Source organism: Aeromonas allosaccharophila (assembly GCF_000819685.1).
GTDB classification, from domain to species: domain Bacteria; phylum Pseudomonadota; class Gammaproteobacteria; order Enterobacterales; family Aeromonadaceae; genus Aeromonas; species Aeromonas allosaccharophila.
The window spans coordinates 50,346-62,188 of sequence record NZ_CDBR01000082.1; the positions used below are offsets into that span (position 1 = coordinate 50,346).

At 62.8% G+C, this 11,843-nt stretch carries 9 protein-coding genes; 7 read left to right on the plus strand and 2 right to left on the minus strand.

The genetic code is table 11. The annotated features are described in order from the left end of the window. The first annotated feature begins 63 nt into the window (after positions 1-63). The 4 genes from BN1115_RS13965 (at position 64) to BN1115_RS13980 (ending at position 5,111) form a co-directional block, all read left to right on the plus strand. Positions 64-624: a hypothetical protein gene (locus BN1115_RS13965; RefSeq protein ID WP_042657622.1), complete on the plus strand. Its 561-nt coding sequence runs from the start codon at positions 64-66 to the stop codon at positions 622-624. A 105-nt stretch (positions 625-729) separates the two neighbouring features. Beyond that, positions 730-2,010 carry a hypothetical protein gene (locus tag BN1115_RS13970; RefSeq protein WP_042657623.1) on the plus strand — a complete coding sequence of 427 codons (1,281 nt, stop codon included), beginning with the start codon at positions 730-732 and terminating at the stop codon, positions 2,008-2,010. A 106-nt stretch (positions 2,011-2,116) separates the two neighbouring features. After that, positions 2,117-3,802, plus strand: coding sequence for a hypothetical protein (locus tag BN1115_RS13975; protein ID WP_042657624.1), 1,686 nt, complete (start codon positions 2,117-2,119; stop codon positions 3,800-3,802). 106 nt (positions 3,803-3,908) lie between these two features. Then, positions 3,909-5,111 carry a Bcr/CflA family multidrug efflux MFS transporter gene (locus BN1115_RS13980; RefSeq protein ID WP_042657625.1) on the plus strand — a complete coding sequence of 401 codons (1,203 nt, stop codon included), beginning with the start codon at positions 3,909-3,911 and terminating at the stop codon, positions 5,109-5,111. A gap of 75 nt (positions 5,112-5,186) precedes the next feature. Here BN1115_RS13980 and nhaD read toward each other — a convergent pair whose 3' ends face one another. Together nhaD and BN1115_RS13990 are read right to left on the minus strand one after the other, a co-directional pair. Then, entirely contained in the window at positions 5,187-6,611 is a 1,425-nt protein-coding gene (nhaD, locus tag BN1115_RS13985) for a sodium:proton antiporter NhaD (RefSeq protein WP_042657626.1), read from the minus strand. A 107-nt stretch (positions 6,612-6,718) separates the two neighbouring features. Then, positions 6,719-7,186, minus strand: coding sequence for a DUF4357 domain-containing protein (locus tag BN1115_RS13990; RefSeq protein WP_005333716.1), 468 nt, complete (start codon positions 7,184-7,186; stop codon positions 6,719-6,721). Between the two features lie 197 nt (positions 7,187-7,383). Between BN1115_RS13990 and BN1115_RS13995 the strand changes: the two genes are divergently transcribed. From BN1115_RS13995 to BN1115_RS14005, 3 genes are all read left to right on the plus strand, one after another. Beyond that, a complete protein-coding gene (locus BN1115_RS13995; RefSeq protein ID WP_042657627.1) occupies positions 7,384-8,064 on the plus strand; it encodes an ABC transporter ATP-binding protein in 681 nt (226 codons plus the stop codon). Positions 8,065-8,094: 30 nt separating this feature from the next. After that, positions 8,095-10,518, plus strand: coding sequence for an ABC transporter permease (locus tag BN1115_RS14000; protein WP_042657628.1), 2,424 nt, complete (start codon positions 8,095-8,097; stop codon positions 10,516-10,518). A 185-nt stretch (positions 10,519-10,703) separates the two neighbouring features. Next, positions 10,704-11,744, plus strand: a complete 1,041-nt coding sequence (locus BN1115_RS14005; protein ID WP_175566094.1) for a lipocalin-like domain-containing protein — start codon at positions 10,704-10,706, stop codon at positions 11,742-11,744. The last annotated feature ends 99 nt before the right edge of the window (positions 11,745-11,843 follow it).

An 11,843-nucleotide genomic window follows, 5' to 3' on the forward strand; every position in this document is an offset into this window, starting at 1 on the left:
CCCAGAGCGTGGCCTGAGGGCCGCGCCATTGGAATAGCCTCTTGGCTAAGAAAGGAGAACAGGATGACCATCCGCCCGGGTTTACTCGCCCTCACCCTGCTGCTGACCCTGAGCGGGCAGGCGCAGGCTTACTCCTACGCCGCCGCCGGCAAGGAGCCACTGATCGACGCCCGCGAGGCACTGCTGACCGCCGCCACTGACGGCAAGGATGCCAGCGCCACCTTGAGCGAGATTGCCGACGAGCTGACCTATCTGGAACAGCACCACAAGGTGGAGCTGCAAGGGCCGCTGGCCGCCGCCATCAAGGGGAAAGACGCCGCAGCAACCGCCGCCCTGCTCAACCGGGCCTACAAGGCGGAGATCGAGCGCCGCCTCGAAGGGGCCAGCCAGAATCTTGGCGACTACCAGACCGCCAAGGTGCTGGTGGTCAAGAGCAAGCGCTTCCTCGACTTGATCCTCCCCTCCCTCAGTGAAGTGGATCGCAAGGTGGCCGAACAGGCGTTGGCCAAGGTGCTCGACGCCATCGGTAACCCGGGGGTATTCGGGGTGGGCGCCAAGCCCGCCGACGCCGCCGCCTTTAGCGATGCAGAAAAAGCGCTGATGGCCGTGCTGGCGCCGCTTTGATGACCTCTCATTGATGCCGACGGCCCCCTCATCTCCGGCCCCTCTCCCGCAAGGGGAGAAGGGGGGCGTCACCACGGCCGATTACGCTTCGCTAATCGACCCTACTTGCTGATCCTGCTGCAACTGGTCTGGCTCGGCTGGCTGCTGGCCTTCCCGGTGGCGCTCGATTCCGACGATGCCCTCAATTTCGCCCACGGGGTGACGCGCTTTAGCGTGCTGGAGTTCTCCCCCCACTTTCCGGGCTACCCCGCCTTTATCTGGCTGGCGCGGCTGATCAATCTGCTGGTGGACGATCCGGCCCGTGCGGTGCAGTGGGCAAGCCTGCTCGGTAGCAGTTTGCTGGCGCCGCTCGCCGCCTTGCTGGCGGTGAGATTATGGCAACGGCCAAGCCTGCTGGCACCCGTCTGGCTGCTGGTGCTGGCACTGCCGCTCACCCCGACGCTGGCGCTCTCCGGCCTTTCGGACGGGCCCGCGCTCGCCGCCTGGCTCGGGGCGCTCTTGGCCTTGCAGCAGCGCAGAATTGCACTGGCGGGTCTGCTGCTGGGTCTATTGCTGGCGCTGCGACCCTCCTATTTTGTGCTGGCGCTACTGCCCCTGTGGCTGGGGATGGCGCAAAAGGGAACACGCATCAGATTTGTGCTCCCCATCGCGCTGGTTGGGCTTATCAGTCTGCTCTTTGTCTGGCAAGCCGATGGCTGGGCCTATTTCAGCGAGGGGCGCCGCTTTACCGACGGCCACTTTACCCTCTGGGGCAACACGGCGGCGGCCCACGGCGATCGACTGCTGAGCTGGGCGAGCACCTTCAACGATCAGCTGACCCCGCTCTGGCCGCTATTGATGGGGGCATTGCTGGTGCTGCCGCTTTGGCAACGGTCAAAAGATCACAAGGCAGCCCTATCTCCGCTCTGGACGCTCTACTGGCTCGCCCTGCTGCTCTGGACCCTGTTTGGCCAGAACCCTGACAATCCCCGCCATCTGGCCCCCGTCACCCTGCTCGGTCTCGTGCTGCTGACAGGCTGGCTGCCGCGCCGTGGCGAGTGGGTGGTCGCAGTCGCCGGATTGCTGCTGCTCGGCGCGACCTTCACCCTGCCCCGTCCGCCCGCCATGGTGCAGGCAGCAAGGCTCGCAGAGAAAAGCTGCCCGGCGCTGGTGACCCAGTGGGGGGTAAGATTGCTGCGGGAAACCACGGCACTGCCGGTGACCGATGGCTGGTACAAGGGAGATGCGGCGCTGGCGCTCTCTCAGGGAGCCTGCCGCCTCAGTCGCCGCCCCATCGCTGCGAGCGAGATGCCAACTGCAGTGCGCCAGCACTGGTTTGCCCCGCGCTTTGCCGCCGAGCCCGGACTCTGGCTCGCCATTCCCTCGCTGCAGACACCCCATGGGTAAAGTGACAAGAAACATAGAAAGAGCACAAAAATCCGCCAAGACAACTAAAAATGAGGGGAACAACTCGGTTACACTCACTGCGCATCCATAACAGACGAGTCTCCTTATGCGTGTAACCAGAGAGTGGCTGTGGGTTTTGTCGGTGCTGACCGGGGCCTGTGCCCTCCTTTTGCTGCCATTCTGGCTGCGTGGCGGCAGTCAGGGCCATGATCTGTTTCACCACCTGCTCTCCGGTCACTTCTTTGCCGTGCAACTGTGGCAAGGTGAGCTCTATCCGCGCTGGTTGATGGAGATGAACGGCGCCTTTGGCAGCCCGGTCTTTTTCTTCTATCCCCCCCTGCCCTACTATGTGAGCGCCCTGTTCGCCGGCCCCACCCCACTGGCCCACGAGGCGATGACGCCGCTGCTCTGGAGCAGCAGCGTGGCACTCTGGCTCTCCGGCCTGTTTGCCTATCTCTGGTTGCGCCCCTTTGCCGGCCACGGACGGGCGCTGGCGGCCAGTCTGCTCTATATGGCGCTGCCCTATCATCTGGCCATCGATATCTACGCCCGCTTTGCCCTGGCGGAGAGCTGGGCCTTCGTCTGGGCACCGCTGGCACTGCTGGCGCAGGATCGCCTCTGCCGCGGCGCCCCCTTTGCGCTACTGCTGCTCGCACTGGCCGTCTCCATGCTGACGCTTTCCCATCTACCAAGCACCCTGCTCATTCTGGGCTTGCTCACCCTGCGCAGCCTGCTGCTGGTCTGGCGCTACAAGAGGAGCACAACGCTTGTCAGTATCCCTGTCACCGCCGCCCCATTTATCGGCACCTTGCTGGGCCAGCTCTGGGGGTTGGCGATGGCCAGCCTGTTACTGCTGCCCGCTCTGCTGGATCAGGGGGGGATCTCCATGGAGCAGATGCGCATTGGCATGTTCGAGTTTCAGCGCAATTTCCTTGACCGTCTGCCCGAAAGTAGTAGTGACTGGCGTTTTCGCGGCCATCTGGCCTGGCTGACCCTACTCACCCTCGTCCTGCTACTGGTGGCATGGGCCGCGGCACGGGAGCCACGCCATCCAGAACTGCTGATCTGGGGCACCCTGGGCACCCTCAGCTTTTTAATGATGCTCCCCTTGAGCGAGCCACTTTGGCACCTGCTACCTCCACTACAGTTGGTCCAGTTTCCCTGGCGGCTCAATCTGCTGCTGGTGATCGCTACCGTGGCGGTGGTGGCGCTGGGCGCCCCCGCCTATCGACCATGGCAAGGGCTCTGGTGGGCGGTACTGGCCCTCACCCTGCTTTCGCAGGCGGTCTATGTGCATGAGTCGCCACTCACTCAGGCGCCGCCAAAGAGCGCGTTGGACGGGGAGTTTGACAGCAAACGCAGCGCCCGCGAATACCGGCCAAAGCAGGTGCCAAAAGGCATGTTTTCACCGACCCTGCTGGCCTGGAAAGATGAATTTCAACCCGCAGTCACCACAGAGCAGCAAGGGATCTCATGGCAGATCCTCAACTGGCAGCCACGGCAGATCGTTCTGACCGTTGATGCCCCTGCTCCTACCAAACTGATCCTGCACCAATTTGACTACCCGGGCTGGCAAGCCAAGCTGGATGAAACCTTGCCACTGACCATCAGCAGCACCCGCAATGGGCTGATACAGGTGTGGGTGCCTGCAGGTCGCCATCAGGTTACCTTCACCCTGACCGCCCGCTGGTCGGAGCGGCTCGGTTACGGCCTTTCTCTCATCGCCTGGTTGCTCTGGAGCCTGCAGCTGGCCAGTCAGATCCGCACCCTGCGGCGCCAGCGCCAAGGCTAACACCTGCCCCCTCCGGTGAGGGGGCAGGAACGCCATGCCCGACGACGCTAAAGCTGATAGAATTCCCGCTCTTCTTCTGCCGCCATAGTTCACGACCGGATAACTTATGCCCCACAGACATCCCCTCCCTCTCTCACCCCGCGTTCTCTTTATTCTGCTTGGCGCGTTGGCGGGCCTGACCCCGCTGGCGGTGGATATGTATCTGCCCGCCATTCCTGCCATTGCCCGGGATCTGGCCACCAGCATCGACGGTGCCCAGCTCACCATCAGCGCTTTTCTGGGCGGCTTTGCCATCGGCCAGCTCTTCTACGGCCCGCTCGCCGACAGCTATGGCCGCAAGCCGGTGATCCTGGCGGGGCTGGTGATGTTTGCCATCGCCTCGGTGGGCTGCGCCATGGCGGACTCCCTGCCTGAATTGCTGGCCTATCGAATGTTGCAAGCGGCAGGCGGTGCGGCGGGTTCTGTGGTGGTCAATGCCCTGCTGCGCGATCTGTTCGAGAAGGATGCGTTTTCCCGCGCCATGTCGTTCGTCATTCTGGTGATGACGCTGGCGCCGCTGGTGGCGCCTGTGGTGGGCGGCTATATCAGTGCCCACGCCGACTGGCGGGTGATCTTCTGGCTGCTGGTGGGTATCAGTCTGCTGATCTGTCTGGTGATGCAGTGGAAAATTCAGGAAACCCTGAAACCGGAGCACCGTCAGCCGCTCAAAATCGGCCAGATCCTCAAGAACTACTGGGGGGTGCTCTCCCATCGCGGCGCCATGGGTTACGTGCTGTGCGGCTCCCTCTCCAGCTCCGGCATGTTCGCCTTCTTAAGCGGCTCCCCTTACGTCTATATCGAGTACTTCAAGGTGCCGACCGAGCACTACGGCTGGCTGTTTGGCCTCAATATTCTGCTGATGATGGTGGTCACCTTCGTCAATAGCCGACTGGTGAAAGGGGTGGGCGCCGAGCGGATGCTGCAATACGGCCTGCTGGTGCTGCCCTGCGCGGGCGCCCTGCTGGTCTACAACGCCTGGAGCCAGACCGGCGGTCTGTGGGGCATCGTCATTCCGGTGGTGCTGTTTGTCGGCCATATCAGTCTGGTGGGCGCCAACGCCATGACCGGCCTGATGGGCCACTTCCCGCAATCTGCGGGCACAGCCTCGGCACTGGCGGGCACCCTGCGCTTTGGCATCGGCGCCCTGGTCGGCATTCTGGTCAACCTCAATCCGCCCCACTCGCCGCTGCCCATGGCCATTGCCATCGCCTGCTGCGGCGTGGGCTCCACCCTGAGTTACTGGCTGCTGACCGGCAAGCGAGGCGATTGATCCCCCTCCCCCGGCCAGGAAAAAGAAAGAGGCTTCCGTCAACGGAAGCCTCTTTTCGTACTGGTGGCCAGACGTTCAGAACTGGGCGCTGTTGAGCCAGAGGTGCGCCCCTATGCTCACCAGATAACCGAGCAAGATGGCAGGCAGCCACTTCAGGTGGCCAAAGAAGGTATACATGCCGTGGGCCTGTCCCATCAGGGCAACACCGGCCGCAGAGCCGATGGAGAGCAGGCTGCCGCCCACTCCGGCGGTCAGGGTCACCAGCAACCACTGCCCCAGCGCCATATCCGGGTTCATCGACAGCACGGCAAACATCACGGGAATGTTATCCACGATGGCCGACAAGCCCCCGATGAAGATGTTGGCCATGGTGGGATCCCCACCGGCATACAGCCAGTGTGACACCTGCTCCAGATACCCCATAAAGCCCAGCCCACCGACACACATCACCACCCCGTAGAAGAAGAGCAAGGTATCCCACTCCGCCTTGGCCACCTTGTTGAACACGTCAAATGGCACCACAGAACCCAGACTGCGCAACCGTACCTCATCACCATTGCGTTCATAGAGCGCACGCTTGCGGGCCAGCGAGCGCGGTAACGACTTGCGCAGATAAAACCCGAAAAACTGCAGATAACCGAGCCCCAGCATCATGCCCAGTACGGGTGGCAGATGGAGGAAACTGTGGCATAGCACCGCCGTGATGATGGTCAGCAAGAACAGCGCGACGATGCGGCGGGCCCCCCGCTTGAGATCGACCACCTCGTTATCAGCCTCCGGCACATGACGCGGCACCATCAGGCTCATCAGGATGGCCGGGACCAGAAAATTGAGCAGAGAGGGAATAAGCAGGGTGAAGAACTGGCCAAATTGCACCTTGCCCGCCTGCCACACCATCAGGGTGGTGATATCGCCAAAGGGACTGAACGCCCCTCCGGCGTTGGCGGCGATCACTATGTTGATGCAGGCAAGATTGACAAAACGCCGATCACCGTTGGCCACCTTCAACACCACGGCACACATCAAGAGCGCAGTGGTCAGGTTGTCTGCCACTGGCGAGATACAAAAAGCAAGCCCGCCGGTCAACCAGAACAGGGTGCGCAAGTGAAAGCCGGATCGCACCAGCCATGCGCGCAGGGCATCGAACAGCCGCCGATCCTCCATGGCGTTGATATAGGTCATCGCCACCAGCAGGAACAGCATCAGCTCGGCATATTCCAGCAGGGTATGGCGGAAGGCCTGCTCGGCCGCCGGACTCATCCCCTGCTGTGCATAGGCGATACCGATCAGGATCCAGATCACCCCGGCGGCCACCAGCACGGGTTTGGACTTGCGCAGTTGCAGATACTCTTCAGCCATCACCAGGGCGTAGGCCAACACAAACAATCCGACACAAAAAAGTCCGATGGCGGAGGATGTCAACAGAACTGGGCCACTACTGGCATGGGCGGGAGGGATAAACAGGGACAGCAGCAAAATAACAGGGGTGAGCGCAGACATGGTCTCTTCCTTTTAGAACCATCTGGCAATGATGCTAGCACCTGGATGAAAAGAAAAATTCATCCAGGTCAATTAACGCTTAATTGGTTTGCTGTCGAAACGCGGGATTATTTCTTGCCGAAACCCGACTGCTTGAGGGTATAGCCTGCGCTGTTTTGCCAAGCATCCAGACCGCTGCGGTTATTGCCCGCCACCAGACTGGCCGCCAGACTCGGGCTGTTGAACAGCTGATCGGCGGTAAAGACAAAGCCACCCTGACTGCGGGGCACTATGACCCCCTTTTCCAGCAGTTCGTGACGCAGCTCGATCACCGCTTCACGCAGGGAGGCGGCATCCTCGCCATTGGCGGTGGAACCGGCCAGCACCATAAAGCCCGGATTTTGCCGCTTGCCCACCGGATAACCGTGGGCCTCTGCCCCTTTGCCGTTGAAGTGGTAGAGCTCGCGCTCCCCCGGCCGGTTGTCGGAGAGTGCCTTTTGCAGGGTCATCAGCTCGTTGTAGATCTCGATGGGGACGACGGCAGCCTGCTTGTTGCCCTTGCTATCGATGATAAAACTGACTTGCTTGTGTAACATCCTTGCTCATCCTGTGACCCATGGAAGCCCCTATTCTAACCACCTCGGGCAAGCGGGATCCAGCGAGGATCCACTGCTCTTTTGCCGCCTTGATCACTAACTGGCACTCTTGATCAGCCGTAAGGGGTGTTGATCAATGCTGGCCGTGCTAGCGTACCAAGCATGATGAAAGCCATTGACCATCAAACGGTTATCCCATGCTGACCCTGCGCAACCTCTGCAAAAGCTTCGATAACGGCAGTGAACGACTGCCGCTGTTCCACCATCTCGATCTCGCCCTCCCCGCTGGCGAGATCACCCTGCTGCTGGGCCAAAGCGGCTGCGGCAAGTCCACCCTGCTCAATCTGATCGTCGGGCTGATTGCACCGGATGAAGGGGAGATCTGGCTGGGGGAGACCCGGATCGACACCCGCTCCCCCGACGAGCGGGCGCGCCTGCGGGGCCGCCATTTCGGTATCGTCTATCAGGATTTCAACCTGCTGCCGACCCTGAACGTGGCCGAGAATCTGGCCCTGCCGCTCGCCATTAACGGTATGCCACCGGATGAGACAAAGATTGACCAGTTGCTGCACCGGCTCGATATGAGCCACAAGCGCCATGCCTGGCCGGAGCAGCTCTCCGGCGGTCAGCGACAGCGGGTGGCGCTGGCCCGCGCCCTTATCCATCAACCTAGTTGGCTGCTCGCCGACGAACCCACCGGCAGCCTTGATGAGCACAATGCCGAACAGGTAATGGCGTTGATGGTGGCGGCAGTGCGGGGCACAGGCGCAGGCTTGCTGCTGGTGAGCCACAACCCCGCCTATGCCGAGCTGGCCGACAGGGTGCTGCGCCTCGAAGGGGGTCAACTTATCGAGCTCAAGGGGCCCCGTCATGACTAAACAGCAACTGCACCTACCGGGAGCACGCTGATGCTGCCACTCAAAGCGCTGCTGCGCCTCTATCGCAGTCACCCTTGGTTGCTGCTGATGAGTCTGGCCGGGCTGGTGCTGGGAGTGTCGCTGGTGGTGGCCATCGAGCTGCTCAATCACAGCGCTCGCACCAACTTTGTCGCCGCCCGCAGCCAGCTGGCAGGGGAAGCCAACTACCGGCTGGCTCCTGCAGGCGGGCTGGATGAGCAGCTTTACGTGCAGCTGGTGACCAGCCAGCCCGCCCTCGATGCCATGCCCCAGCTCCATGGCTGGCTCAAGGATGAAGAGGGGCGCAGCTTTCAACTGCTGGGAATGGATCTCTTCAACCCCGGCCCCCTGCGCCAGCTGTTTGGCGCCCAACCCGCAAGCGAGCCCGACTTTTCCCTCAACCGTGCCGACAGCATCTGGCTGGCAACCCCCGAAGCGGAGCGCCTTGGCTGGCAAGCGGGCCAGAGTCGCCGCTTTGTGCTGGGTGGCAGCGATGGCGCCAGCGCCCTGACCCTGACGCTGGCGGGCACGTTTGAACCGGGCGCCGTGCCCATGGAGCGACTGCTGATAACCGACATCGGCCTCGCCCAACCGCTGCTGGGCAAAGCGGGTCGGCTCGATCGCATCGTCTTCAAATTAAGCGACGCCGAGGCTCGCACCCTGCAGGCCACCCTGCAAACCGATTATCCGAACCAGCCCTTGTGGCTTGAGCCCATCAGCCCGGCGCTCGATGCCAGCCAGCTTGGTGATGCGCTGGCCCTTAACCTGACGGCGCTGTCACTGCTCGCTATGGCGGTGGGATTGTTTCTGGTGTTCAACGCCCAGCGATTTGTCCAGAGCGTGCGCCGCCCCCAGCTGGCCCAGTTGATCATTCTGGGAATGGGGCCGAGTCGGGTGCTACGTTGGCTCATCCTGGAGCTGTTTATTCTTGCCACCCTCGGCACCCTGCTAGGGGTGCTGCTGGGGAGCCTGTTGGCGCTGGCACTGATGGGCCAGCTGACCCAGGCGCTGGCCGATCTCTATGGGCCCAACCCCATCGATCTGCTTCGCCTCTCCCCTGTGAGCCTGCTCAAGGCGCTGTTGATCGGGCTGCTCGGCACGCTGACCGCCAACCTGCCCGGCTGGTGGCAACTGCTGAGCCAATCCCCCCTCGAACTGCGCGCCGGCAGCAGCCGCCCTCCCGCTCATCCGTGGCGACGGCGCGTGCTGGCCATCGTCATCTTGCTGCTGTGCGCTCTGTGCCTGTGGTTGCCGCAAACCGGTCTCACCGGTGCGCTGTTTATCGCCGGAGGCTGGCTGCTGGCCATGGCGCTCTGGCTGCCCGATGCCCTGCGCGGCCTGCTTGGCTGGTTGCGACGGCGCGCGGGCGGCCCCCTCACCGCCCGGCTCGGGGTGGCCGAGACCCTCTATCACCTCGATCGCACCGCCATCGCGGTGATGGCGTTGCAGCTGGCCATCGCGGCGGCCATCGGCATCGGGGTCATGGTGTCGAGCTTTCGCTCAAGCGTGGAGATCTGGCTCGGCCAGCGTCTGGCCGCCGATCTCTATGTCACCGCCCCCAAGGGGGTGGCGGGCAACAAGGGCACCTTGAACGAAGCCACCCTTAAAACTCTGCTCGCCAATCCGCTGGTGAGCGCCGCCTCGCGCCGCTCGGTGCACCCTGCCCGCTGGCAGGGGCAGCCCATCGAGTGGGCGCAGATGGACTTTATTCCCCAGCTTAAAGCGGCCTATCCGCTGCTGGCCGGACGCTGGCCGACCCGTCCCGACGAAGTGCTGGCGAGCGAACCGCTGACGGTGCGCCTCGGGGTCAAGGTGGGCCAGCAGTTGGCGATCAGCGGTGAGCAGGGGCCAAGGCAGTTCACCGTCACCGGCGTCTATCAGGACTACGGCAGCGACAAGGGGCAAATCCTGCACGCCTTCGAGGCGGGAGCGGTGCAATCCCTCGCCCTATTTAGCAACGACCCCGAACAGCTGACCGACCGCCTGCGCGAGCGCTTTGGCGAGCAGCTCAATCTGCTGTCAGCCCCCGCCATCCACAGCGCCGCCCTCAAGGTGTTTGATCAGACCTTTGTGGTAACCGAGCTATTGAAATTGCTGATCCTCGGCATCGCCTTTGTCGGGATCGGCTCGGCCTTTATGGTGCTGGGGCTGGCACGCCGTGGCGAGCTGCAGACCTTGCAGAGTCTGGGCTTGAGCCCCCGCCACTGCCGCCGTCTGCTGGTATGGCAAGGGCCGGGATTGGGGCTGCTCACCGCCCTGCTGGCGCTGCCGGTGGGGTATGGCCTCGCCTGGGTGCTGATCGAGGTGGTTAACCCCCGCGCCTTTGGCTGGCGCCTCGCCTTCGAGGCCGCCCCCCTCCATGCCGTCACCGCCCTGTTGCTGGCGCCGGTCTGTGGCGCATTGGCCTCCTGGTATGCGGCAAGGAGAGTGGTATGAAATATCGGTTAGCGCACTGGCTAAGCCATGGCTTGACGACCCCATTGACCACTTCCCTCTCTCCGCCCCTTCTTAAGCGCAGAGAAGAGCAGAGTGCGGCATTGAACCATCCCCTCTCCCTTCGGGAGAGGGCCAGGGTGAGGGGGATCTTGTCCTCCTTACGGCCCCTGTGGCTCGCCGCCCTCTTGATCCCGCTGATTGCCATGATCGGCAGCGCGCAGGCCAGCGATCTGGGCGCCCTGCTCGGGGGTGGCAACGACAGCTTTAAAAAGGTGCTGCCGGGGCAAACTATCCAATTGCCGGAGGATCACGCCGCCCACCCCGATTACCGCTCCGAGTGGTGGTATCTCACCGGCAACCTCAAGGATGAACAGGGGCGCGAATATGGCATGCAGTGGACCCTGTTTCGCCAAGGGATCGAACAAGATCTTCGCACCGGCAACCCCTGGCTCACCCCCCAGCTCTGGCTGGCCCAGTTTGCCATCACGGATCTCGACCGTGGCACTCACCAGCAAGATGAACGGGCCAGTCGGCAGGGGCCGGGGCTGGCGGGGGCCAGCGGCGGCCAATATTGGCTCAAGGAGTGGCGACTTGCCTCGCAAGGGGCTGCGCTCTTCCCCGCCACCCTCAAGGTGCAGAGCAAGATTGGCGAGCTGAACCTCACCGTCACCGCCGCCAAGCCGCTGGTGCTGCAAGGCAAGGCCGGTTACAGCGAGAAGAGCCCGGGCAACGCCTCCTTTTACTACTCCTACCCGCGCCTCACTCTTCGCGGCACCCTGACTCGCGATGGCGAGACCCGCACCGTCACCGGACAAGGGTGGTTTGATCACGAGTGGAGCAGCTCGGTATTGGCCGAATGGCAATCGGGCTGGGACTGGTTTTCGCTGCAACTGGCCGATGGCCGCGAGCTGATGCTGTTTCGCCTGCGCACCAAGGCGGGCCGCGCAGAGCCCGAGAACCGCTACGGCATTTTGATTGAGCGGGATGGCAGCAGCCGGGTGCTCGCCCCCGACGCCATTCGCCTTACGCCGGGCAACACCTGGCGCGGCCCCAAGGGGCAGGATTACCCCGTCGAGTGGCAGCTAAACGCCGCCGGGATGAACCTCACCATCAAAGCGCGTCAGCCCAATCAGGCCATGACAGGCCGCTTTGACTACTGGGAGGGTGCAGTCTCTGTCTCGGGGGATGCCAAGGGGGTCGGCTATCTGGAAATGACCGGCTATTAAGCCTGCGGCCATCGCCGGTTATCCCTTATTCTGACGCTCGCTTAAAAAGCGGGGCGCTATCAAGAACTCATTAAAATCCGACAACTTGGACAGCTTTTT